Source organism: Peribacillus sp. NPDC096540, from assembly GCF_050278525.1.
Lineage (GTDB): Bacteria > Bacillota > Bacilli > Bacillales > DSM-1321 > Peribacillus.
In genome coordinates, this window is the sequence record NZ_JBNNTG010000047.1 from 1 (window position 1) to 26,642 (window position 26,642).

The window sequence follows — 26,642 nt, forward strand, 5'->3', positions numbered from 1 at the left end:
GGTGGTTTCAAAGTTGCGGCAACAAGGCTATGAACTTTCTGTTGCGGATTTAATGAATCAACAGACAGCAAGGCTGATCTGCGAAAATATTAAGGAAGTATCAAGAACTTCAGCGGATGTAACATGTACCGATAATAATTGGCTTGAGGATAACCGTGACGGTGATTTGAGGATTGCCATTCAGAAAGAATTGGATTATTATGGAAACAACTATCTTAAAACACGTTGCTTTTCAAATTGCCAATTACTGGCGGGTCAGGAAGTGTTTTTACGTCAAGATACTGAGGCTATCACTAACATAATAAGCATAGAAAGCAGTGCAAGGAGTGTTTATTTGGCAATAAAGAAAATAATCTCCAGACACGGTGCATTAAGAACAAAGCTCAATCAGAAAATGCGTTATTTAGAAGAATACGAATATGCTGATGATTGGGAAATTCCAATTATGAAAGGTAGTTTAGGGTTATTATCTGTTGAAAAGTTCCAAAAAATTGTTAATGAATTAGATTTTCTGGAAGATGGTAAGCTATTATCCAGATTTTTAATTTGTGAAATAGATGAGAATAATTGCTTGGTACTTAGTGCGATTCATCATCTTGTATGGGACGGATTTTCGCAAGATATGTTAAAGACTATGATTTATGAAGCTTTAATGAACAGATTTAACACGCAAAACGAGTATTCTTATATAAATTATTGCAAAATAATTCAAAATCAAGTTAAGAGTTTAGAAATCTCTTGTGAGCAAGAGAGGGAGATTGAAAGATATCTTGAAGTTGCTAAGAAGGCATCTATGTTGAACTCTCGAAGAGACCCTAAAAGAGTTACAAAAATTGATATAAAACTAAATGATTTACAAATTCAGAAATTTAACGAATATCCTAATAAAACAGCAATGGAATTCTTATCAGGGCTTATGTACAGTGATTTATTTGAAAAATTACCTGGAATACCATTTGCCATTATGGAACATAACAGAAACGATCTAAATAAGGAAATGCTGGGATTATCTTTAAATTTGGATTATTTGATATATGATATTAATACCAAAATGCAAGCTCAAGTTCTATTAGCATTAGGCAAAAATAGTGTTGATAAACGTGCAATTACAGAAAAGCTGTTGCTCATATCGCAAAAGTATGGTGTTGATAACATGATAAATCTAATTCCAATCATTAACTATCAAGGAATACTTCATAAATATGCAAGTAAAGATGTCATCTTATTAGAGGAAATTTCTTTAGAAACAGTGGTTGTAGATTGTGAAGACCTCGGAGTTGGAATGCACTTCTACACTCATAACGATATTCTGAGTGCCCGTGTTTCGGGTATTACAATTGAAGAAGGGCTCCTTAAGGATGTCATGAAGAATATTTAATGTTGTATCTTACGCAGAGCAAGTGCACAAAATCTATTTCATTTTTATTTAGGATTTAGCCAGTTGGGTGCATGAAATGCGCAAAACATAAACCCACCTGCTATGTGGGGAGGGAAGGAGGGTTATACCAAGTAAGACAATTCCTAATTGAATAATGAAGCGCTTGTGTAAGTACAAAGGAGTAGAAATCATAAGAAGGACATATGATGCTGGATCATGTGCATATGCTCGTGGCGGTCCCACCCAAAATATCTGAAATATGCACATGATCTAGCAATAAACAATTGGAGTGTAAATTAGACACGCTCTAAATGAAATTAGAAACAAGAAGAGGGCTTATAGTATGAACGAAAATATTTCAAAAAGTATATACCAAAAGAATATAGGCTTACTAATTTTGTCCTGCTTACTTGGTATCGTGACTTCTATTCTGTTTATTGCACTGGCGATTATACTACAAAAATTTATTGATTATTCTATTAACAAAGATATTGAAAATATCGTTGAGTTAACTACTATTTCAGTTATTTTATTGCCTTTAGGTGCAGTGGGAATGTATGTGGGGTATGCTGTTAAAAATTTATATACAAAAAGGGCAACGTTAAACCTGAAAAATACCCTTGTTGAAAATATTTTACGGTTAGATATGAGAAGTTTCAACAAGGAGAGTAATGGAACTTACATATCACGATTGTCAAATGATATAACTATAATTCAAAACGATTATATAAAAGGGACCGTGGAAATATTTGTTCAGCTAGCTATGCTTGTAGGTGGAGTGCTTATGATGTTTATCATTAATTCATTCCTTGCATTGAGTATATTACTCACTTGTATCATTCCACTTGCAGTTTCGAGTATATTTAATAATCGTATGCAAAAAGCACAAGGTGAAGTGGCTGAGCAAAATAAAAGTTATGTATCTTTTATTAAAGATATATTATCTGGAAATCAGGTTGTTAAGAGCTTTAACATCGAAAAAGAGATTTTTGAAAGGGCAAAGGCAAAGGCGAACAAGCAGGAAAAAGCAAAAATGGTATACGAAAATCTGCTGTCACTAATTCTTTCACTTACTGATATTTCAACATTTCTTGTTGCTGTAGTCATATTTATTGTGGGAACTCAGCAGCTAATGAAAGGAGAAATTACAGTAGGAGAGATTATGGCTTTTATTCAATTGTTAAATTGTGTAACAATTCCTATTAATAGACTCATCACTGGTTTTACCAAAAGGCAGGCCAGTCGGGCTATATTAATGAATTTCAATAAAATAGGAGAGGCAAAAACGGATCAAACTCAAAGATTTGATATTCCTAAATTTAGTAATAAAATTTCTTTAAATGGGCTTTCGTTAAGCGTAGATGGGAAAAAAATTTTAGATGATATTAATTTTGAATTTGAATATGGAAAGTCTTATGCAATTGTAGGAACAAGTGGGAGTGGAAAGACAACCTTATTAAAGATGTTGACTGGGTTTTATGATGGGTATGAAGGAAATATCAGGTATGACGGGGTTGATCTTGAGAAAATAAGTGATCAGTCCATTTTCCAAAATGTTAGTTTTATTCATCAGGACTGTTTTATCTTTGATGATACGATTGAACAAAATATAAAATTGTTTCGTGAATGTGACACAGATGAGTTTGAGCAAGTAATAAAGAAGAGTATGTTACAGAAATTGATTAATGACAGAGGCGGCTTTGATGTATTATGTGGAGAAAATGGAATCCATTTTTCAGGTGGGGAAAAACAGAGAATTTCTATAGCAAGAGCACTCCTGAGAAAATCACCTATATTACTTATGGACGAGGCGACTTCAGCGTTGGACAATCAAACAGCTAGTGACCTTGAGTGTATGTTAAGTGAAATGCAGGGCATTACGAGAATTTCCATTACACATAGGCTGGATGAATCAATTCTTAGTGGATATGATGAAATTGTCTTATTGAATAATGGAAAAATTGAAGAACACGGGACGTATCATGAATTAATGGAAGCCAGACAAAGATTTTATGCATTGAGTATGTTGAGTAGACATAATAATGATCTTTTAATAGAAAAGGTATAACTAGTCTTGTATTTTAAATCTCACTGTATGTATAAGTTTGGACTGTTTTATGTTTGTATCAAATTAAAGGGGTGTCGTACGGATGGAGCAAATAGCAGTTGTTGGGTGTGGCGGAATGATCGGTGAAGTCATTTGTAAGAACTTATGTAAAGACTTTATAGTTAAGGGCGGACAGCGGCGTGAACCTACAGCATTATTGAACCTTAATAATTTTAACTACCACTTTTTGGATATTTTCGACTGGGAGAACTTGATTGCATTCTGTACTGATTGTACGGTTGTCATTAATTGTGCAGGACCTGAATTTGTAATTAAAGATAGAGTTGCTCAGGCAGCTATGAAAGTAGGAGCAAAATATGTTGATGCTTCCAATGCTTTATTATTGAATCAGGAGCAAAAGCTAGAGCTTAAAGCTAACGGTGTAAATTACATAGGAGCTGGTTTTTGTCCTGGAATCACAGGGCTACTATTAAAACGAGTGATAAATCATTTACTAGACGAAACTAAGTATGTGAATTGTTATATTGGTGGTGCGGAACATTATACGAAAACTTCTATCTCAGATATATTAATGAGTGGGCATAGTGTAATTGGAAAAACAGACTCTTATTGGAGTGATAATTCTGTTAAAACGGAAAATATAAATATGATGCAGAAAGAATTTGTACCTGAAGTGGATGTCCCTGTCTATAAGAAACCGTATTTAAGTCAAGAGATAATTGATATTCTAGAAGTTAGTTCGGTACAAGAACTTCACTGGTACAATATAGCAGCAAATGATTATATTTTTCGTTTGGCAATGCAATTTTATCAAATGCAGCTTGAGTCTTCGGTTGAAGAAGCCATGAAAAAACTAGACATTAGTTTAGAGGAGCAACCTAAAGAGGAATGGATAGCGTTAGTCATTGATGCTACAGGAGTGAAAAATGGAAAGAATGTTAGGTGCAGATTGAATTTACAAATGGAAACGAGTTCAGAGTTAACGGGTACGGTGGCTGCTGAAATCGCCCGACAAGCTATTTCAAGTAATAGACCTAATGGTATCTACTGGGCTTATGAAGTACTTCCTATAGATTTTATGAATCAATATGTCTTTTCTAATAAACATGATTTTTATGAGGAAAAGTATATTGAAATAAAGAAATGATATTATGCGTACATCCTATACTAATTCGATAGGAGGAGTATATTATGAAAAAGCTTTTACTTAAGAGATTGCCGTTGATCTCACTTGGAGTTATGGCTTATATACTGACAAAATACGCGCAGAACCATCAGGATTGGGCAGAAAAATACAGTAGGTCTGTATATCCGATATTGTCAAAAATAGTAGGATTTTTACCTTCTTGGGTCAAATTTTCTGTTAGTGAATGGCTCGTAGTGTTGGTTGTGATGCTTTTGCTATTTTATATAGTTTATTATGTGCGCAAGGTCATCATGAGTAAAGGTGCACGTAGAATGGTAGTTTATCGTGGAACTCTAGGAATAGTTGCGATCTGTAGCGTGATATATTTTTGTTATACTGTTTTGGGTGGAATAAACTATCATAGATATTCTTTTTTGTCTTATACCGCATATCAAGAGGAGAACTACAGTGATGAGGAACTGGTGAAATTATGTAAGTCACTTGCGGTTGAAATGGAATTGGCAAGGGAAAAGGTAGAGGATACTGATCTTTTGGCTCAAAAATCAGATAATTTTGATTATTATGCACAACACGCAGTTTTGTCGATGCAAATGTTATCAAAGAAATATCCTATTTTGGAGCATTCTTTATATTCAACACCAAAACCAGTGGTGATGTCAAAACTAATGTCGCGTGCAGGGATACATGGTATTTTTGTCCCTTTTACTTTTGAATCCAATATCAATGTTCATGTGCCAGTTTTTTTGGCGCCTGCTACTATGGCACATGAATTGGCACATCAGAGTGGTTTTATGCATGAGGATGAGGCAAATTTTATAGCTTATCTGGCATGTAAGCAGCAGGATGATCCAATTATACTTTACAGTGGTTTTTTTCTAGCGTTTGATTATTCTATATCTGCGCTAAAGAAAGTTGATTCAGATAAGGCGTCTGATATAATGTCCAGTCTGTCCAAGGCGGTGCAGCATGACATAGTACAAAATGAGCAGTATCGGGATAAGTATGAGAGTGTTATTTCAAGTATTTCAAGAATTGTAAATGACTTTTATCTGAAGGCGAATAACCAGGCAGACGGTTTAAATAGTTATAGTGGTATGGTAAATTTGTTGCTGGCAGAGCAGCGAGGAATAGAGAAGTATAATTAAATAAAGTATAAAAATTACTAGGAGCGAAGTTTATTTTTTTGTAAATGTTTCTTTTGAATTTCTATTGTCCGTTTTTGTTACATATGGTTGTATCTTGAATATTTATTGGTCTATATAGTAATTTATAGTGGGCTTTAGTTGAACATAGGAGTGAGTGAAATAAATAAAATAAAAGTATTTCCGATTCCATATGCTGGAGCGTCGGTAAATGTATATTATGAATGGAAAAAACTACTGCCGGATAGATATGAATTGTGTATGAGTGAATTGGCTGGAAGAGGAACTCGATTCAGAGAGCCTTGCTACAAGTCTGTTGGTGAAGCAAGTGAAGATATCGCAAAAAGAATAAGTGAACAATTAAAATATGACGATGAATATGTTATATTTGGACACAGTATGGGAGCCTTATTGACTTATGAGATATATTATAAACTTAAGCAAATGGGAACTAAGGAACCAACCCATCTGTTTTTTTCTGGGCGAAATGCTCCACATATTTCTGAAAAGAGAGATAATATTGAAAATATGACTAATGAAACTTTCTTGCAAACGGTAGAACAATATGGGGGACTTTCAGAGGAATTTTATACAAAAGAGATTATGGATATATTTCTTCCGATTTTGCGAGCAGATTTTATAATATTGGACAATTATAAGTTTCAACCCAAAGCAGAAAAAATAAGTTGTGGAATAAGCGTTTTTTATGCGGATAATGATTTTTCGACTCCTATCAAAAAAATTCAAAAATGGACCGAAGTTGTTGAAGGGAATGCGAAATTTCATAAGTTTAAAGGAGAACATTTTTTTTTAAATAGATATCCTAATGACATTGTAAATTTTATTGTTAAAGATACTCAACCTTTTCGAGGGGATTAAAAAATTGAAGTAATTGATTCCGAAGGAAATGATATAGCATTTCTTACAGCTTCTTTGATGTATGGAGAAAGAATTGGTGCTTCAAAAGTGAAAAAAATGACGATCAGGTATTGAAATTGACAGATTATTAATGTAAATTAAATATAATCAAATTTTAAAATGTTAAGAAAACTTTATAAATGGATCTTATCGAGAGAGGTGGAGGGACTGGCCCGAAGAAACCTCAGCAACCAGCTTAGGCAAAGGTGCTAAATCCAGCAAGCAGAGCTTGATAGATGAGGAGAATGTTTCAAAAAACCTTCTTCTTTGAGAAGGTTTTTTTTTCTTTTCTCTCATACTCATAGAAAACGACAAAAACAGAATTGTTTTTGAGAGAGGGTGTACATATGGATTTTCGTAAAGAATTGAAAGAAAGAATGCTGGTTGGAGAAGGAGCAATGGGAACATTATTATACTCATATGGAATCGATCAATGTTATGAGGAATTAAATTGCACTAATCCTGATCAAATTGAATCCATTCATCGTGCCTATTTAGAAGCAGGTGCTGATATTCTACAATCGAATACTTACGGAGCCAACTTTAATAAATTGAAACGGCATGGTCTTGAAGATGAAGTAAGCCGAATTAACCGTCAGGGAGTTATCCTAGCTAAAAAAGCCGCAAAAGGCAATGCATTTGTATTTGGTACTATAGGGGCTCAGCGAAGTATACGTAAATCGGATTTAAGCATGGAAGAAATAAAGAGAGGTTTTCGTGAGCAGCTATATAGTCTGCTTATAGAAAATCCTGATGGGATTCTCCTTGAAACATTTTATGATTTGGAAGAACTTGAAACCGTGTTGCAAATTGTTAAAAAAGAAACTGGATTGCCAATTATTGCAAATGTATCGATGCATGAATTAGGTAATCTTCAAAATGGGATCCATTTAAATGAAGCATTTCAAAAACTCGAGCAATTAGGTGCTGATGTTGTTGGTGTGAATTGCCGTCTCGGTCCACATCATATGATTCGCGCCTTGGAAGAAGTGACTTTGCCAAAACAAGCTGCTATCGCTATCTATCCAAATGCCAGCCTACCGGATTACGTGGATGGAAGACTAGTTTATAAAGCAGTTCCTGAATATTTTGGCTCAAGTGCCCTTGAGCTTCGTGAGCAGGGTGCCACGATTATCGGTGGGTGTTGTGGAACTACACCACTTCATATTCAATCTGTGAAAAATGCGATTGGGAGTTTAGTTCCAATAGAAGAAAAAATGACGAAAGCCCGTGAAATCGAAATAATTGAAGTGAATCATAGAGAACTGGAACTACCCCTGCATGAACAGGCCAAAACTGAAAGAACGATTCTTGTTGAACTTGATCCGCCGAAAAAATTAGGAATTGAAGGTTTTATGGCTGGTGCGGAGGCATTAAAAAATGCGGGTGTTGATTCGATTACATTAGCTGATAATTCACTTGCTTCGCCGAGGATATCTAATGCGGCGCTGGCCAATTTGTTGAAAAACCAATTAGATGTAAATCCAATGGTGCATATTACGTGCCGTGATCGGAACTTAATTGGCCTTCAGTCACATTTAATGGGACTTCAAACGGTGGGGTTGAACGAGATACTGATTATCACTGGTGATCCTTCAAAAATAGGGGACTTCCCAGGTGCTACTTCAGTCTATGATCTATCATCATTCGACTTAATTAGTATGGTAAAACAATTTAATGAAGGTCTTTCTTATTCCGGTCAAAGCCTAGGTCAACGAGCCAATTTTAAAATAGCGGCTGCCTTTAACCCAAATGTGAAATATTTGAATAAGGCCGTTCAGCGGATGGAAAAGAAGATTGCTTGCGGTGCTCAGTCCTTTTTGACCCAACCGATTTATTCAGTTGATCAGATTGAAGAGGTTTATGAGGCGACAAAACATTTAGATACTCCGATTTTCGTCGGAATCATGCCGTTAACGAGCACACGAAATGCGGAATTTATCCATAACGAAATACCTGGTATTAAATTACCTGATAATGTAAGGCGGGCTATGGCTTTAGCTGGGGATGACCCGATAAAGTCAAGAATGGAAGGTGTAAATATCGCCAGAGAACTGGTGGACGCCGCAAGAGAAAAATTCAAGGGGATTTATTTAATTACACCATTCCTTCGCTATGAAATGACAGCGGAACTTACAAAATATATTAGAGAAGTCGATAGTAAACATACATCAGAGGTGGCAGTACATGAATAAAAAAGCGATTCAAGAACAGTTAAAGTCTAAGATTCTCCTTCTTGATGGGGCAATGGGAACCATGCTACAAGCTGAGGATTTAACAGCAGAGGATTTTGGGGGAGAACAATTCGAGGGGTGTAATGAATATTTATCACTGACGCAACCTGAAATCATCCAAACCATCCATGAAAAATACTTAGCAGCAGGTGCCGATATTATTGAGACAAATACCTTCGGAGCCACGAGCATCGTTCTTGAGGAATACCAAATAAGTACGATTGCTTATAAGCTTAATAAAATTTCAGCTGAACTTGCCGTGAAAGCTTGTGAAAAATATTCAAATGATAAATGGCCAAGATATGTTGCTGGTTCAATGGGGCCAACAACAAAAACACTTTCTGTTACAGGAGGAACCACATTTGATATTTTAACCGATTCTTATGAAGAACAGGCACTCGGTCTATTAGACGGTGGTGTGGACCTGTTGTTAGTAGAAACCTGTCAGGATATGCTTAATGTAAAGGCTGCCTTTTCTGGAATAAAAGCGGCCTTTGCTAAAACAGGGAAAGAAGTGCCTGTCATCATTTCAGGTACAATCGAACCAATGGGTACGACCCTAGCCGGTCAGTCTATTGAAGCGTTCTATTTATCAGTTGAACATATGAAGCCTGTGGCTGTTGGTTTGAACTGTGCAACAGGACCAGAGTTCATGATAGACCATATTCGGACACTTGCAGATATATCAACCAGCGCCATTAGCTGTTATCCGAATGCTGGCCTACCTGATGAAGAAGGTCATTATCATGAATCCCCGACTTCCCTTGCAGAGAAAATGAAGCAATTTGCAGAAAAAGGCTGGGTCAATATCATTGGGGGCTGCTGTGGAACAACACCAGAACATATTAAAGAGCTTTCTAAGGTTCTAGAAGGCGTTCAGCCCCGTGAAATGAGGGAATCAGCACATGGCCATGCCGTATCAGGCATTGAGCCACTTATATATGATGATTCAATGCGTCCCTTGTTCGTCGGTGAGAGAACGAACGTCATCGGATCTCGTAAATTCAAGGAGTTAATTCGTGGGAAGCATTATGAGCCAGCTGCCGAAATAGCTCGTGCTCAGGTGAAGAAAGGCGCCCATGTCATTGATATTTGTCTTGCTGATCCTGATGGTGATGAGCTAGGCGATATGAAGGAATTCGTCGAAGAAGTTGTCAAAAAAGTGAAAGTACCATTAGTCATTGATACTACAGATGAAGCCGTTCTTGAACAGGCTTTAAAGCATTCTCAAGGAAAGTCAATTATTAATTCTATCAACCTTGAAGATGGTGAAGAGCGCTTTGAAAAAATTGTTCCATTCGTTCATCAATACGGTGCTGCCGTTGTGGTAGGAACAATTGACGAGATTGGAATGGCCGTTGATGCTGAACGGAAAATTGAAGTGGCTACCCGCTCTGTGGACTTGCTAGTAAATAAATATGGCCTAAACAAAAGCGACCTCATTTTTGATCCGCTTGTTTTCCCTGTAGGTACGGGAGATGAGCAATATATTGGCTCTGCTTTAGAAACGGTTAAAGGAATTAAGGCAATCAAAGAGAAATTTCCGGAATGCTTAACGATTCTTGGAATTTCAAACGTTTCATTCGGCCTACCATCACGAGGAAGGGAAATTCTAAATGCCGTTTTCTTATATCACTGTACAAAGGCTGGTCTTGACTACGCAATTGTGAATACGGAAAAACTTGAACGTTTTGCTTTGATACCGGAAGAAGAAGTGAAACTGGCCGAAGCACTCCTGTTTAATACCTCTACAGAAACATTAGCTATCTTCACTGAATTTTATCGTGGAAAAAAAGCGGAGAAGAAAGATAATGGTGTTATCCTTCCGTTAAATGAACGTTTAGGTAACTATATTATTGAGGGAACGAAAGAAGGCTTAATTGAAGATTTAAATAAAGCAATTGAGCGAGGGGACGCTCCATTAGAAATCATCAATGGACCATTGATGGATGGGATGAGTGAAGTGGGTAGATTATTTAATGATAATCAGCTCATTGTCGCGGAAGTACTTCAAAGTGCCGAGGCGATGAAGGCTGCTGTCTCACATCTTGAACCACTCATGGAAAATGCTGAAGATAGTGCTAAGAAAGGTAAGATCCTATTAGCGACTGTCAAGGGTGACGTACATGATATTGGTAAAAACCTAGTGGATATCATTCTTTCCAATAATGGCTATGAAGTCATTGACCTTGGAATTAAAGTCGCACCACAACAAATTATTGAAGAGGTCCGAAAACATGAGCCTACTATCATAGGCCTGTCTGGATTACTTGTAAAATCAGCACAGCAAATGGTTTTAACTGCCCAGGATTTAAAACAAGCAGGGATAGATACTCCAATATTAGTGGGGGGAGCAGCATTATCCCGTAAATTCACTGATTTCAAAATTTCACCAGAATATGGTGGTCCTGTATTATATTCCAAAGATGCTATGGATGGCCTGGCCGTCACGAATATTTTACATGATTCAAACAAAAAGGTTGGCTACTTAGAGGAGTTAGTTGAGAAACGGGAAATATCGAAAGCCAATGCGGCAATAGCAGCAACCATGGAAAAACCAGTGCGCAAGCAAACATCAGCCGCTCCGTTAAGCAATGTCCCGGTTCAAAAACCGCGTGACATCAAACGACACGTTTTGAAAAATTATCCATTGGATGTCATCCAACCATATATTAATAGACAAATGTTAATTGGTCATCATTTAGGATTAAAAGGTAAAGTTGCCGAGTTGGTGAAGCAAGGGAATGATAAAGCAATTCAACTGAATGATTTGGTTGATGAGCTAATTGAATTCTTGAAGGCAGAACCAGATTACGGGTTAAACGCTATTTATCAATTTTTCCCTGCTCAAAGTGATGGAGACAAGTTATTCATTTATAATCCGGATAATCATCAGGAAGTATTGGAAACATTTGATTTTCCTAGGCAAGATACAAGTCCGCACCTTTGTTTGGCGGATTTTGCGAAGCCAATTTCTTCCGGGGAAATGGATTATGTTGGTTTCTTCCTCGTTACAGCTGGTAGAGGCATCAGAAAATGGGCAGAACAACTAAAACTTGAAGGTGATTTCTTGAAAAACCATGCTCTTCAATCACTTGCACTTGAAACTGCAGAAGGGTTTGCAGAAAGAATCCACCAATTGATGCGAGATGATCTGGGTATAAGCGATCCTATAGAAATGTCAATGAAAGAGCGGTTCTCAGCTAAGTATACCGGACAAAGGTTTTCATTTGGTTATCCGGCGTGTCCAAATCTTGAAGACCAAGAAAAGCTATTCCGTTTGTTACAACCGCAGGATATTGGAGTAGAATTGACTGAAGGATTCATGATGGAACCAGAAGCTTCTGTTTCAGCTATTGTATTTGCTCATCCTGAAGCGCGTTACTTTAATGTCGATCGATAAGCAGTGAAGAGACAGCGGTATTTTTTACCGCTGTCTTATTGCGCATGAAACCCCTGAATTAGTACACCTTAATGGTCAAAAGGAAGGGGATGCAATATATGAGGAGTCTATTTCGACTATTTCTTTACATAATGGGAGCGTTCGTTATTTTGGTTATGACAGGTGGACCGCCAGTTCAAGTACATGCAACGATTCCGGAAGAAATAACACCGCTTGTAAAAAGTAAAGAAAATCAGAAAATTGCATATTTGACATTCGATGATGGACCGTCTACGAATACGATGGATATTTTAGATATATTAGATCGATATCATGTAAAAGCGACCTTTTTTGTAATAGGTAATGAAGAACCTTACGCAAAACAATGCTATAAAGAAATGATTTCCCGGGGGCATCAAATTGCCCTCCATTCCTATACACATGATTATTCTATTGTTTATCGGTCAACGGAAAGTTTCTTCCAAGATCTAAAAAGGCTTGAAACCATGCTTGAAAAAGAGTATGGGGTAAAGAGCCGGATTGTACGTATACCGGGTGGTTCAAATAATCATCTTAGACATCAGGTTTCAACCAGACCAATCATAAATGAAATTCTTCAACGGTTATCAGAAAAAGGTTATATTTACTTTGATTGGAACATCGATTCAACAGATGGCATCAGTCCGTCAATAAGTGAGCAACAAATCATTACTTCTGTGAAAAGAGGATTGAAAGATCAAAAGCATGTTAATATCTTATTGCATGATATCAATAGTATGAAAAATACGGTAAAAGCATTGCCGGATATTATAGAAAACCTAAAAAGAGAAGGGTATACCTTTGATACGATTGATGAGACAACTCCTAAAATACAATTTAATTGATGAACTCAGTGTTTATATATAGTAAATTAAGGTATAGGAGTAAGAGATTACATGGGAAAGGAAATATCGTTTCTATGATGCCATCATTGTTTTTATCACATGGAACACCTCTATTAGCACTGGAAAAGAACAGTTACACTTCTTTTTTAAAGGAATATATGAAAGCAATGAATAAACCAACTGCAATCGTTATCCTATCAGCTCATTGGGAGAGTAAGGAGCAGTTGATTTCAGCAGTAAGTAAACATGAAGTAATTTATGATTTTGCCGGTTTTCCTGAAGAAATATATCAGGTGACATATCCCGCTTCGGGATGTTTAGAGTTATCCGATAAAATATTAACCTTATTGTCAAAGATAGGTGTATTAGGGGAACTTGATGAAAGGCGTCCGCTCGATCACGGGGCATGGGGACTTCTGCATATTATGTACCCTGAAGCCGATATACCTATCGTATCATTGTCTATTAGTCCTGACCTACCATTTGAGAAGCAATATGAGATCGGCAAAGTATTGGGGGATCTTAAGAAAAGTAATGTCCTTATTATCGGGAGCGGTGGAATTGTCCATAACTTTAACCATATTCAGGAAGATATGAATGTGGCAGAGGGGTGGGCAATCAGTTTTGAGGAATGGGTAGAAGAAAAAATCATGAATTGGGATATGAAGACTTTGGTTAACTATGAACAAATCGCTCCTTATAGTAAAGATGCTGTACCTACAAAAGAGCATTTCATTCCATTAGTCATCGCCATGGGCTCAGGAGATGACAACAAAAAGCCAAAGTTGTTACACAGGACTTTTCAATATGGGAATCTAAGTTTAACAGCTTGGCAGTTTGACTGATTTGAAAGGGTTTTTTGTATGGTAAAATATACCTGGTAATAATCAAAATGCAAAAATACAAAAAACTTTTTTTAGCGAAAAAGGACTTAAATGAGCAATAAAGTCTGTTAAAGGCGGATTATGGCGAATTAAGCAGAAAAATAGTTTCAAAAAGGCTGGATAAAGTGTTTTAACCTTTGGATATTTCGACAAAAACATGTTAATATAACATCTGAAAACGTTTTATCCTTTAAAATTTTATTATTCAATGACCAAAGTTATTTATTATAAATTATATTTTTGGGGAAAAGTTAGAAGAAAGAAATTTGGGGATGGATAAAACGAAATGAAAAAAATTATGAGAAAAATTTGGGGGTTTACAAAATGACCATCAAGGACGCTAAGGCATACGACCCATGGAAAACTTTTTCAGGTCCAAACCTTGGGTATGTCATGGAGCAATACGATCTATTTCAAGCCAATCCGGAAGAAGTAGATCCGGAACTGAGAAACTTTTTTGAAGTATCAGGTCCTCCTTCATTTGATGTATCGGCTGAAATAACTATCGGAAATGCACCAACTGTACAAACTGGAGAAGTTCTTCCAATGAAGAAAATAATGTCTGCAGTAAAATTAGCGGAAAATATCCGTGCATATGGACATCTAGCTGCAAATATTTATCCTTTAAAAGAAGAAGCATTAGACACGGAACAAATTCACTTCGAAAAATATGGGTTGACTGCAGATGATTTAAGAAAAATCCCGGCTGACTTTATTTGTCCCGAATCACCTAATGATGTGAAAGACGGATACGAAGCCGTACAATACCTAAAACAACTTTATACAAAAACGATAGCCTTTGAATTTCACCATGTTAATGACCTGGATGAAAAGCAATGGCTTACAGATATGGTCGAATCCGGAAACATGTTCCCGGAAGTGGCTAAAGATAAAAAAGCATTATTACTTAAACGCTTGAATGAAGTTGAAGGTTTCGAAAAATTCCTTCATCGCACATATGTAGGGCAAAAACGTTTCTCTATTGAAGGACTAGATACTTTAGTTCCGATTTTAGATGAAATGATTTCACAGACTGTTCAAAATGGAACTGGAAATGTAAATATTGCGATGGCTCACCGAGGACGTTTAAATGTACTTGCACATGTTCTAGGAAAACCATATGAGGTTATTTTTTCAGAATTCCAGCATTCACCTAATAAAGATTTAGTTCCTTCCGAAGGTTCAACCGGCATTAACTACGGATGGACAGGAGATGTTAAATACCATTTAGGTCTGGATAAACAAATTACTAAATCAAATATACAAAAAGCAAGAATTACTCTTGCCAATAACCCAAGTCACTTGGAAGTAGTTGGTCCGATTGTGGAAGGGTATTCTCGTGCGGCCCAAGAAGACCGTACAGAAAAAGGTTTCCCGGTTCAAGATATTTCTAAATCACTTGCAATCTTGATTCATGGTGATGCAGCATTCCCTGGTGAAGGGATTGTACCAGAAACGTTTAACTTAAGCCGTCTGCGCGGTTACCAAGTTGGCGGAGCTATTCATATCATCGCTAATAACATGATTGGTTTTACAACGGAAAGCGAAGATTCACGCTCAACTAAATATGCTAGTGACTTGGCTAAAGGCTTTGAAGTGCCTATCGTGCATGTGAATGCTGACGATCCAGAAGCATGTATGGCTGCAGTAAACCTTGCTAACCAATATCGCGAAAAATATAATAAAGATTTCTTGATCGATTTAATCGGTTACAGACGTTTCGGTCATAATGAAATGGATGAGCCATTGGTAACTCAACCTGAAATGTATGCATTGATTCACAAGCATCCAACAGTTAAAGAACTTTATGGTAAAAAACTCATTCAATCTGGCGAGTTTACAGAAGATGAAGTTAAAACAGTAGCAGAGCAAGTAGATACAAAGCTGGCAGATGCTTATGCGAGAATTTCTGGAAATAAACCGGAAGCAACAAAAGAATGTAATCCGCCGGGCATTATTGAAAAAGGACTTCCTACTATTGATACAGCTGTATCAAAAGGAGAACTTGTTTCAATTAATGAAGAACTTGTTAAATGGCCAGAAGGATTTACACCTAATAAAAAATTAGGAAAAATCTTATCACGTCGCTTAGATTCATTCGCAGATGACGGTAAAATTGACTGGGCTCATGCTGAAACCCTAGCATTTGCATCCATTTTGAATGACGGTACTCCAATTCGTCTAACTGGACAAGATTCAGAGCGTGGAACATTCGCACAGCGTAACATTATGTTGCATGACAGTGTTAATGGAAAAACATATTCACCACTTCACACACTTGAAAATGCTAAAGCTTCTTTCGCTGTTCATAACAGCCCGCTTACTGAAACAGCAGTTCTAGCGTATGAATATGGTTATAATGTATTCGCTCCTGAAACACTTGTACTTTGGGAAGGTCAATTCGGTGACTTTGCTAATACAGCCCAAGTAATCTTTGACCAATTTATCGCGGCAGGCCGTGCAAAATGGGGTCAAAGATCAGGTCTTGTTATGCTGCTTCCACACGGATATGAAGGACAGGGACCTGAGCATTCAAGTGCCCGCTTGGAACGTTTCCTTCAATTAGCAGCTGAAAACAACTGGACAGTTGCTAACTTAAGTTCTGCAGCTCAATACTTCCATATCCTTAGAAGACAAGCTAAGATACTGGAACAAGAGCAAGTACGTCCACTTGTCATAATGACACCGAAGAGTATGCTTCGTAATCAGGTGATGGCTTCTACAGCTGAAGAATTCAGTGAAGGTAGTTTTAAATCATTCGTTGAAACAAAAGCATTGGGTAAAAAACCAAAAGCAGTAGAGCGCATTGTTTTCGCAACAGGTAAACTGGTTGTTGAACTTCGTGAAAAAGCTGCAGCTGAAAAAAATACGGATTGGTTGCAAATCATCAGTATCGAAGAGATTTATCCATTCCCGTTCACTGGCGTTCAAGAAGCATTGAAAAAATATACGAACCTAAAAGAAATCTTCTGGGCTCAAGAAGAACCGAAAAACATGGGAGCTTGGACATTTGTTGAACCTCGTTTAAATGCAGCGGCACCAGGTAACCTTTCTGTAACATATATCGGCAGAAAACGCAGATCAAGTCCGGCTGAGGGAGATCCACTAGTCCATAAAAACGAACAACAACGGATTATGACTCAAGCAATAACACGCAATAATGAGGGGGAGAAATAAAATGGCTGAAGTAAAAGTACCTGAATTAGCAGAATCAATTTCTGAAGGATCTATTGCGCAATGGTTGAAACAACCAGGTGACCGTGTTGAAAAAGGTGAATATGTCCTTGAACTGGAAACTGATAAAGTAAACGTAGAAATCATTTCAGATTATACTGGTACGCTTATGGAACTTTTAGCGGAAGAAGGCGATACAGTCCAAGTTGGACAAGCTATCGCTATCGTTGATGAAAATGGAACAGCAGCAGCTCCAAAGGCGGAAGCTCCTAAGACTGAAGAAGCGAAAGCAGAACCAGTTAAAGTGGAACAAGCGGCTCCTGCTCAAGAAGCTCCTAAAGCAGAAACGAAAGAAGCATCTTCAACTTCAACTCAGCAAGTTATTGCTTCACCAGCTGCAAGGAAATTGGCTCGTGAAAAAGGAATTGACTTAACTCAAGTGCCTGTTGTCGATCCACTAGGTCGTGTACGTGTACAAGACGTTGAAGCAGCAAGTAATGCACCTGCACCTGTAGCAGCTCCTAAGCAAGCTGCTCCTGCAGCTAAACAAGCATCGGCTCCTGCAGAAGTGAATGATGACCGAATCGAAGTAGTCAAAATGACTCGCCGTCGTCAAACAATCGCTAAACGTCTAGTTCAAGTTCAATCTGAAGCAGCCATGCTTACAACTTTCAACGAAGTCGATCTTTCTGCTGTTATGAAATTACGTAGCCGTCATAAAGATTCTTTCGTTAAAGCTAATGATGTTAAACTTGGTTTTATGTCATTCTTTACTAAAGCTGTTATTGGCGCATTGAAAAAGTATCCATTATTGAATGCTGAAATCAAAGGCGACCATATTCTGAAAAAGAACTTCTATGATATCGGTGTAGCTGTATCCACTGATGAAGGTCTAGTTGTTCCAGTAGTAAGAGATGCTGACCGTAAAAGCTTTGCTGAAATCGAACAAAACATTTCAGATTTAGCTGTTAAAGCACGTAACAACAAATTAGGACTTTCAGATTTATCTGGTGGTACTTTTACAATTACAAACGGAGGAACTTTCGGTTCCCTACTTTCTACACCAATTTTAAATGCACCACAAGTTGGTATCCTAGGAATGCATACAATTAAGACACGTCCAATCGCTGTTGGAGATCAAATCGAAAACAGACCAATGATGTATCTTGCATTATCGTATGATCACCGCATCGTTGATGGAAAAGAAGCAGTTGGTTTCTTAGTAGCGATCAAGGATATGCTTGAAGATCCAGAACAACTTTTACTTCAAGGTTAATAAGTAAAATTATTAAACCCCTCTGTCATCATGACAGAGGGGTTTTTTTGATACATGAAAATAAATACCTATTTTCATAGGGAAGAACCGCCGTAATAGGAAATGAAAATTCTTGAAAGGGTAAATAAAAAATCTATAATGCTTAAATAGATAGTGATTTTGATTTTAATCTTAAAAAAATGAATGTTTCTGGATGAATTGATGATTAATCGTGAATGAGTTTGAATAAATTTAAACGTTTATGATTGATTATTCTATCTTTTTCATATATGATGATGGTAATAAACTGGAGGTGGGCGAATTGTTGACAACAGAAAGACACCAGTTCATCTTATCGCTTCTTAAGGAACAAGGAACGATTAAGTTGCAGGAGCTTGTAGATCTGTTACATGCATCAGAATCGACCATTCGAAGAGATTTAGTGCAGCTCGAAGAAATGAAGGTCTTGAAACGTGTGCATGGCGGAGCGGCATTACTTCAAAGAAAAGGCCTTGAACCTACAACAATGGAAAAGCAAAATAAAGCAATAGTTGAAAAACAACTTATAGCCAAGTTAGGATCATCGTTTATTGAGAAGAATGATTGTATATATCTTGATGCAGGTACGACCATCTCGGAAATGATTCCCTATTTAAAAGATAAAAATGTAACGGTCTTAACAAATGGCCTTATGCATATTCCAAAATTGATTGAACTAGAAATCAAAACTGTTTTAGTAGGTGGCACCATTAAATTCTCCACTAATGCAGTTGTAGGCAGCACCGCTGTACAGTTTCTATACGAATATCGCTTTGATAAATGTTTCTTAGGTATGAATGGTATTCATCAAGAAATGGGTTTCACTACTCCAGACCCTGAGGAAGCTTTGTTGAAGAAAATAGCATTACGACTCTCTAACGAAAGTTACGTGCTTGCTGACAGTTCTAAATTGAATGAAGTTACTTTCGCTAAAGTTGCGGATGTAAGCGATGCCATAATCCTAACAGATAGGAATAATGAAGAGGCTATTGCTCAACTCCAAAAAAATCCTAAGATAAAGGTTGTGACTATTTAATGATTTACACAGTAACACTCAACCCATCCATCGATTATCTGGTTGAGGTGGAAAACTTTCAAATGGGCAAGGTGAATCGAACAAGTTATGATGCTAAATTTCCTGGCGGGAAAGGAATTAATGTTTCCCGGGTGCTGAAAAGACTTGGAAATGATTCAACAGCTTTTGGTTTCATCGGCGGACAAACTGGAGAGTTTGTAAAAAGGTATTTAAGACAAGAAGAGATTTTTACGGACTTTACAGAGATATCAGGAGATACCAGAATCAACATTAAGTTGAAAACTGGAATGGAGACGGAAATTAATAGCCAAGGACCAGTTATTTCAAAGGCGAATTATCAACAGTTATTTGGTCAAATCGAACAGCTGGAAAACAACGATATTCTTGTTTTATCAGGAAGTATTCCATCAAGCGTTCCTTCTGATGTATACGAATCTATGGCTAAAACGTGTTCAGATAAGGGCATTAAATTGGTAGTGGATACGAGTGGAAAAGAGTTGTTGAACGTACTTCAACATCGACCCTTTCTTATTAAGCCTAATCATCATGAACTAGGTGAGCTTTTCTCTACTGAAATTAAAAATGTTGAGGATGCAAGCAAATACGGATCTAAATTGGTTGAATCCGGTGCTCAGCACGTAATAGTTTCAATGGCAGGAAGCGGTGCTGTACTTTGCACGGATGGCGATTCATATACCGCTAATGTTCCAAAAGGAAAAGTTATAAACTCGGTGGGTGCCGGTGATTCCATGGTGGCTGGGTTTATTGGAACATATGAAAAAACAGAGGATATTTTCTCTTCTTTTTGTTTCAGTCTTGCATCAGGAAGTGCTACAGCCTTTTCATCCGATCTCTGTACATTGGATAAAATCGAAGAATTATTACCGCAAATTGAAATAAATAAGATAAGTGGGGGCTAACTCTATGAAAATTACAGACTTGTTAAAATTAGATACAATTATTATCGACTTACAAAGTGATACAAAGCAAGCTGTTATTGATGAATTGTCCGGGAAGTTAGCCAAAGCCGACAAATTAAATGATGAAAATACTTTCAAAGCAGCCATTTTAAAACGTGAAGAACAAAGCACCACAGGGATTGGTGAGGGAATAGCTATTCCACACGCAAAAACAAGTGCTGTGAAAACACCGGCTATCTGTTTCGGTAAATCGGTATCAGGTATTGATTATGAGTCACTTGATGGTCAGCCAGCACATCTATTTTTTATGATTGCAGCGAGCGAAGGGGCCAATACAGACCACTTAGAGACACTCTCCCGGCTTTCTTCATTACTAATGGATATTAACTTCAGGTCCCGTCTGATTTCTGCTACTTCCAAAGAGGAAGTGCTAGGCATAATCAATCAAAAAGAACAGGAAGCAGATGAAGAAGAAAGAGAAGAACAAGAAGAACAACGATCAAGTGCCACTGCTATATGTACCAAAGGAAAAGTTCTTGCCGTTACAGCTTGTCCAACCGGGATTGCCCATACTTATATGGCGGCCGATGCCTTGAAGGCGAAGGCAAAAGAAATGGGAATCGATTTCAAAGTAGAGACAAATGGTTCAACGGGAATCAAAAATGGGTTAACAGCTAAAGATATTGCAGATGCTGATGCGATTATTGTTGCTGCGGATAAGCAGGTGGAGATGGATCGTTTTAATGGAAAACATGTCATTATCGTCCCAGTTGCCCATGGTATTAGGAAGCCCGAAGAACTGCTAAATCGGGCCATGAATCAGGATACACCAGTTTATAAAGGAACCGGGAATGAAAGAAGTGAGGATGGTGATTCATCAAAAGGTGGGCTTGGGATTTACAAGCATTTAATGAACGGTGTAAGTAATATGCTTCCATTCGTTGTAGGAGGCGGAATCTTGGTTGCGCTTTCTTTCTTTTTTGGAATTGAAGCAGCAGATCCAACAAAGCCGGAATTTAATCCCATTGCCAAAGCATTAAGTGATATTGGCGGAGGGGCTAGCGGTGCCTTCTTCTTGCTTGTCCCTGTACTTGCCGGTTTCATTGCCTCAAGTATCGCCAATCGTCCAGGTTTTGCTCCTGGTATGGTTGGAGGGTTATTGGCAGCACAAGCTAATGCTGGTTTTCTAGGTGGTCTAATTGCTGGTTTTCTTGCCGGATATGTCGTTTTATTATTGAAAAAATTGTTTTCCAAGTTGCCACAGAACTTCGAAGGGATTAAGCCAGTTTTACTTTATCCTGTATTCGGCATGTTAATTACAGGCTTAATCATGATATTTGTAATAAATGAGCCAGTAACCGCAGTTAACATAGGCTTAACCAACTGGCTACAAGGTTTATCAGGTACGAATGCTATTTTGCTTGGATTGATTCTAGGAGGTATGATGGCTGTAGATATGGGTGGACCCCTGAATAAAGCCGCTTTCACTTTCGGACTTGCAGCTATTGAAGCTCAAAGTTTCGGGCCTCATGCTGCCGTAATGGCAGGTGGAATGGTACCTCCTCTCGGAATTGCCTTTGCGACTACATTCTTTAAAAGTAAATTCAGTGAAATGGAAAGAAAGTCTGGATTTACTAATTACTTTATGGGTGCATCATTCATTACAGAAGGAGCAATTCCTTTTGCGGCGGCTGACCCTTTAAGAGTTATCGTAAGCAGTGTAATCGGGGCTGCAACAGCTGGTGCACTGTCGATGGCTTTTAACGTCACTCTTCCGGCACCACATGGCGGTATATTTGTTATCCCGCTAGTCAATCATCCATTTCGCTATATGCTGGCAATATTAATTGGATCTCTTATTACTGCGTTTATATTGGGAATCTGGAAAAAGAAACAGAAATAAATCACGAAAAAAAGCGGGTTCAATAATCATTGAACCCGCTTTTTTCATATCCACTCTAAAATTTCAATTCGATTACCAAAGGGGTCGGATACATAAATTCGATTTGCTCCTGGTAGCTTTTTATCTTCAATAAAAGGTATATGATTACTTATTAGATGTTGTTTAAGTTCTACTAGATTTTCAACTTCTAGAGCTGGATGGGCTTTCCGTGCTGGAATAAAATGATCTTCGGTTCCAATATGAATTTGGATCGATCCAGATTTAAACCATACTCCTCCATTGGACTTTAATGTTTCAGGCTTATCAATTTCCTGAAACTTTAAAACATTAGTGAAAAACTTCCTTGCTATCTCTTCTGTATTTTTAGGAGATGCTAATTGGAAATGATCGATGGATTTAAAATTAAAGCTCATCTTAATACGCCTCCTTGTTCCTTATATATCCAATTTTAATGTAATACTGCTAATAAGAACAGATTAATCTATTTATTAATATCGATAAGTTATTCCTATTTTTACTAGTTAATTCTGCATAATTAAACGAACAAAAGCATGTTTTCAAATGTTTATGGGTATGTGTATAAAAAGTTATTAAAGGAGTGGAACGTTCATGCTGAAGAAAAATTCATTAAAAACTACTAAAAGGGATGATATGATTGAAGTTACAACAGAAGTGCAGGCATTTATCACGGAAACTGGTATTCAAGAGGGCATAGCTCTTGTATATTGTTCACATACTACTGCTGGAATCACGATTAATGAAAATGCAGATCCAGACGTCAAAAAGGATATGCTTAGGAGGCTGGACGAGCAATATCCATGGAATCATACTCTGGATCTACATATGGAAGGGAATACTGCAGCCCATTTGAAATCGAGTACGGTAGGTTCGTCACAACATGTGATTATTCATAAAGGAAGTTTGATTCTGGGTACATGGCAGGGTCTTTATTTTTGTGAATTCGATGGTCCTAGAGAGAGGCAGTACTTTATCAAATTGACTAATTAAGGCTAGGAATAGTCAGGTAAGGGTAAAATAGGAGGAATCAGATTGGATGATGTTTGGATTAAAGGAAGAAATGTAGTATTGAGAAACGTAAAAAAAGATGATTTAAAAATTTTGTGGAGCTTAAAGTATGGGGAAGAGAATCCAGAGTGGAAAAAATGGGATGCACCATATTATCCTCACGAACTCATTGATTTTAATACGTATATCGAAAAAGAAGAGAAACATCGGTACTATGATGAGAAAATGGGTGTATACTCCGAGTTAATATTGGAAAAAGATCATCAAATAATCGGAACAATTGTATATTATTGGGAACATGAACCATCGCGTTGGCTTGAAATCGGCATTACTATTTTTGAGACCAATTATTGGAATGGCGGATATGGCACGGAAGCCATAAAGTTGTTTATCACCTATTTATTTGAAAACATTGAAATCGAACGGGTTGGACTGACGACCTGGTCAGGAAATGAGCGGATGATGGCTGTTGCATTAAAAGTAGGTATGCAGATTGAAGGAAGAATGAGGAAATGCTGTTATTTTGATGGTTATTATTACGATTCCATAAGGATGGGCATTTTACGGGAAGAATGGGAATCCCTTCAAATAAATAATTAGGCGGACTTGAAGTTAAATAAAAATTCAAAGTGTGTAATATTTTACCTGGATTCCCTTGGAAATAATTTATCACTGTTTTCTCCAATTGGGTCTGTTATCCTAGGTAGATGCTTAACAAGGAGGTTACAGGATGAAATTATCAGCATTATTACCAGTGATAATAACTCTAAGCGTCATCGTACTTGGAATAGCATTCCCTTATGGAACCACAAGTAAAGCTTCTAATGGCGCAAAAAAACATGTCATTAAGCAAGGTGAATCGATATGGGATATTGCGAAGCAATACGGAGTCCCAATTGGTACGTTAAAAGAAGTCAATCATAATGAAAATAATGTTGCCGAACCAGGTAAAACATTGATTATTCCTCATGTAATGAGTGAAAATGATAAAGATCTATTAGCTAGGCTGGTGCATGCTGAAGCAAAAGGAGAGCCATACCGAGGAAAGGTGGAAGTTGCTGGAGTTGTTTTGAATCGCCTAGATAGCAATGAATTCCCCGATACGATCCGTGAAGTGATTTATCAAAAAAATCAATTCTCCCCAGTTGGTGATGGTAGTATTAATAAAGCAGCAGGAGCCGATGCTAAGAGAGCTGTAAATGAAGCTATAGCGATCCATGGCTACACAAATGATGCATTGTATTTCTGGAACCCAAGTATATCGGACAGCGAATGGATGAAACAATTGGAGGTAATCAAAATTATTGGCGGCCACCATTTTGCCATTTAGCTTAAATTTTCAAGGACCGGCTCACCATTTAATGGAGCCGGTCTTTTTTTATCTATACCGGCTACAGTTAGCCGATGGTTGGTGGTGGAACGACTGGTGAAAAATCTTTTTCTTGATAATTAAATATATATATTAGTCAAAGATTAAATTACTTTTCTATATTGCTTTGAAGAACTGATGTATAATTGAGAAGAATTTCAAAACAATAATTTTTTCTAAGATTAAGGAGCTGTAACATGGCTAATACACATGTTTATACAAAAAAAGAAGAAGTGGTCAATGCAATTACGCATGGAGTAGGTGTCTTGTTAAGTATTGCTGCTCTTGTGTTTTTAATAATTTTCTCAGTTCAGAAAGGGTCGGCCTGGCATGTAGTGATTTCAGTCATTTATGGGGTTTCCATGCTACTCTTATATGTTTCTTCAACTTTAGTTCATAGCTTTCCAGCAGGGAAAACGAAGGACATATTTGAAATCTTTGATCATTCAGCTATTTATCTCTTTATAGCAGGAACGTACACGCCTATTATGCTGCTTGTAATCCAAGGGACACTAGGCTGGACACTGCTTGGAATTGTATGGGGAGTTGCAATAATAGGCGTTGTATTCAAAGCTTTCTTTGTGAAGAAGTTTCTTTTCCTTTCAACCATTCTTTATATCGCGATGGGGTGGATGATTGTTATTGTATGGGGTCCACTTTCAGCAGCAATGCCTTCTACAGGTATCCAGCTACTGGTTGCAGGGGGATTGCTTTATACGTTTGGGGCTGTCTTTTATGTTTGGCGCGGTTTTCCCTTTCATCATGCTGTTTGGCATCTATTTGTGCTTGCAGGCTCTGTTGCGCACTTCTTTGCTGTATTGTTTTATATCATTCCGCTTTAATCTTAGAAAGAATTTATTCTTTAATCTGCTCTGGCTTATGACACTTGGAAGAGTATGCAGGTTTTAATTGCATTCTTTTAAAAGTACTATCAGTCCCATTTGCAGCCATGCTTGTTTTGGCTGGATGCGGGGAAGATAATGATGAAGTTAAGAATCCATCGGTTGAGGAAAATGAAAACCAAGCAGAAACCATTCCAGAAACAGGAACGGACAATAATGAAAAGCTGCCTTTTACTTTTAAGGATTTTCAATTAGAAGTTGACTATGCAGGTAAGGACAACGAATATGATGCGATGGGAGCCCAAACAGAAGCTTCTATTGACGACCAATTAAATAAACACGAAGTCCACGGTGATGAAGCAATGGAAGAGTTAACGCCGATATTAGAAAAGTTGACTTTTACCAAAGATTCTTCTGATGATGAGGTCATTCAGGATGTAATGAAGGCTTTTAATTTGAAAGATGATTATGAAGAATTCTACTTAGAAGTGACTTACGATGATGGTACGAAAAAAGAATATAAAGTGAATAATAAATAACTCAATATTAAGTACATGATCCTACCTGAAATAGTATTTATTTTTGTCCATTATAGTAGCAAGTTCTTGCTTCTTCAATAGTTGTCAAAACACTATTACTATAGTAAAATGATTACGGTTAGCAAAGGGGTTAACATACAATTGCTATTTATATTCGGACTTATGGGGATAGGACCGCAATAATTACTTGTAAAAAAAGATTCTTTTTTTCAGAAAGAGTCTTTTTTTTTCCTTCTTTTAACTTCAAAAAACTTGACCAAGATGTATTATTTGCGACTTACTTGAAATAGTATTTAGTAGAAATTTAACAGACAGGAACTTCAAGAATTCAAGGGTTTAAAAGATTGTGGATATGATATTATTCTTTTTTTAAAATGTAAGAGAGGATACCACATTTGTGGTATCCTCAGTTTGTCGACAAAAGGGGTTCGGAATGTTTTAATTCCGAACCCCTTTTGATATTTTCTTGGAATTTTGCTCAAGATTAAGAGCTTTGGTCTCT

General features: G+C 37.2%; 20 protein-coding genes, 1 pseudogene and 1 riboswitch. Of the genes and pseudogenes, 20 read left to right on the forward strand and 1 reads right to left on the reverse strand.

Features of this window, described 5'->3' with window-relative positions:
- The 15 genes and pseudogenes from ACQKMR_RS25325 to ACQKMR_RS25395 all read left to right on the forward strand — a co-directional run.
- Positions 1-1,378, forward strand: a 1,378-nt coding sequence (locus ACQKMR_RS25325) for a hypothetical protein (protein ID WP_427699763.1), incomplete at its 5' end; no start/stop codon positions are given.
- Between the two features lie 151 nt (positions 1,379-1,529).
- Positions 1,530-1,632: pseudogene (locus ACQKMR_RS25330) on the forward strand (transposase); the annotation flags it as partial.
- An 89-nt stretch (positions 1,633-1,721) separates the two neighbouring features.
- Positions 1,722-3,446, forward strand: a complete 1,725-nt coding sequence (locus tag ACQKMR_RS25335) for an ABC transporter ATP-binding protein (protein ID WP_427615857.1) — start codon at positions 1,722-1,724, stop codon at positions 3,444-3,446.
- Between the two features lie 82 nt (positions 3,447-3,528).
- Positions 3,529-4,593: a saccharopine dehydrogenase NADP-binding domain-containing protein gene (locus ACQKMR_RS25340; RefSeq protein WP_427615858.1), complete on the forward strand. Its 1,065-nt coding sequence runs from the start codon at positions 3,529-3,531 to the stop codon at positions 4,591-4,593.
- A 74-nt stretch (positions 4,594-4,667) separates the two neighbouring features.
- Positions 4,668-5,738 carry a DUF3810 domain-containing protein gene (locus ACQKMR_RS25345; protein WP_427699780.1) on the forward strand — a complete coding sequence of 357 codons (1,071 nt, stop codon included), beginning with the start codon at positions 4,668-4,670 and terminating at the stop codon, positions 5,736-5,738.
- 138 nt (positions 5,739-5,876) lie between these two features.
- On the forward strand, positions 5,877-6,614 hold the full coding sequence (locus ACQKMR_RS25350) for a thioesterase II family protein (protein ID WP_427699764.1): 738 nt from the start codon (positions 5,877-5,879) through the stop codon (positions 6,612-6,614).
- 183 nt (positions 6,615-6,797) lie between these two features.
- Positions 6,798-6,896: riboswitch (SAM riboswitch) on the forward strand.
- A gap of 104 nt (positions 6,897-7,000) precedes the next feature.
- The gene (locus tag ACQKMR_RS25355) at positions 7,001-8,848 is read left to right on the forward strand and encodes a bifunctional homocysteine S-methyltransferase/methylenetetrahydrofolate reductase (protein ID WP_427699765.1); all 1,848 of its coding nucleotides are present in this window, start codon (positions 7,001-7,003) and stop codon (positions 8,846-8,848) included.
- Positions 8,841-12,290, forward strand: coding sequence for a methionine synthase (gene metH / locus ACQKMR_RS25360; protein WP_427699766.1), 3,450 nt, complete (start codon positions 8,841-8,843; stop codon positions 12,288-12,290). The genes ACQKMR_RS25355 and metH overlap by 8 nt, the downstream gene beginning before the upstream one ends.
- Before the next feature lie 98 nt (positions 12,291-12,388).
- Complete coding sequence (locus ACQKMR_RS25365) at positions 12,389-13,153, forward strand: polysaccharide deacetylase family protein (RefSeq protein ID WP_427699767.1); 765 nt, start codon at positions 12,389-12,391, stop codon at positions 13,151-13,153.
- A gap of 74 nt (positions 13,154-13,227) precedes the next feature.
- Entirely contained in the window at positions 13,228-13,998 is a 771-nt protein-coding gene (locus tag ACQKMR_RS25370; protein ID WP_427699768.1) for a dioxygenase family protein, read from the forward strand.
- Positions 13,999-14,361: 363 nt separating this feature from the next.
- A complete protein-coding gene (gene sucA, locus ACQKMR_RS25375; RefSeq protein ID WP_427699769.1) occupies positions 14,362-17,214 on the forward strand; it encodes a 2-oxoglutarate dehydrogenase E1 component in 2,853 nt (950 codons plus the stop codon).
- A 1-nt stretch (position 17,215) separates the two neighbouring features.
- Complete coding sequence (gene odhB / locus ACQKMR_RS25380) at positions 17,216-18,487, forward strand: 2-oxoglutarate dehydrogenase complex dihydrolipoyllysine-residue succinyltransferase (RefSeq protein WP_427699770.1); 1,272 nt, start codon at positions 17,216-17,218, stop codon at positions 18,485-18,487.
- Between the two features lie 301 nt (positions 18,488-18,788).
- A complete protein-coding gene (locus ACQKMR_RS25385; protein ID WP_427699771.1) occupies positions 18,789-19,541 on the forward strand; it encodes a DeoR/GlpR family DNA-binding transcription regulator in 753 nt (250 codons plus the stop codon).
- A complete protein-coding gene (pfkB, locus tag ACQKMR_RS25390) occupies positions 19,541-20,461 on the forward strand; it encodes a 1-phosphofructokinase (protein WP_427699772.1) in 921 nt (306 codons plus the stop codon). The genes ACQKMR_RS25385 and pfkB overlap by 1 nt, the downstream gene beginning before the upstream one ends.
- A gap of 4 nt (positions 20,462-20,465) precedes the next feature.
- Complete coding sequence (locus ACQKMR_RS25395) at positions 20,466-22,364, forward strand: PTS fructose transporter subunit IIABC (RefSeq protein ID WP_427699773.1); 1,899 nt, start codon at positions 20,466-20,468, stop codon at positions 22,362-22,364.
- A 44-nt stretch (positions 22,365-22,408) separates the two neighbouring features.
- On the opposite strand, the gene ACQKMR_RS25400 is transcribed toward ACQKMR_RS25395, so the two are convergent.
- Positions 22,409-22,777, reverse strand: a complete 369-nt coding sequence (locus tag ACQKMR_RS25400; RefSeq protein WP_427699774.1) for a VOC family protein — start codon at positions 22,775-22,777, stop codon at positions 22,409-22,411.
- A 196-nt stretch (positions 22,778-22,973) separates the two neighbouring features.
- Between ACQKMR_RS25400 and ACQKMR_RS25405 the strand changes: the two genes are divergently transcribed.
- From ACQKMR_RS25405 to ACQKMR_RS25425, 5 genes are all read left to right on the forward strand, one after another.
- Complete coding sequence (locus ACQKMR_RS25405) at positions 22,974-23,372, forward strand: secondary thiamine-phosphate synthase enzyme YjbQ (protein WP_427699775.1); 399 nt, start codon at positions 22,974-22,976, stop codon at positions 23,370-23,372.
- A gap of 42 nt (positions 23,373-23,414) precedes the next feature.
- Positions 23,415-23,990 carry a GNAT family N-acetyltransferase gene (locus ACQKMR_RS25410; RefSeq protein ID WP_427699776.1) on the forward strand — a complete coding sequence of 192 codons (576 nt, stop codon included), beginning with the start codon at positions 23,415-23,417 and terminating at the stop codon, positions 23,988-23,990.
- Between the two features lie 130 nt (positions 23,991-24,120).
- Positions 24,121-24,720, forward strand: coding sequence for a cell wall hydrolase (locus ACQKMR_RS25415; RefSeq protein WP_427699777.1), 600 nt, complete (start codon positions 24,121-24,123; stop codon positions 24,718-24,720).
- 236 nt (positions 24,721-24,956) lie between these two features.
- Entirely contained in the window at positions 24,957-25,601 is a 645-nt protein-coding gene (gene trhA / locus ACQKMR_RS25420) for a PAQR family membrane homeostasis protein TrhA (RefSeq protein ID WP_427699778.1), read from the forward strand.
- Between the two features lie 44 nt (positions 25,602-25,645).
- Entirely contained in the window at positions 25,646-26,140 is a 495-nt protein-coding gene (locus tag ACQKMR_RS25425) for a YusW family protein (RefSeq protein ID WP_427699779.1), read from the forward strand.
- Positions 26,141-26,642: the final 502 nt, after the last annotated feature.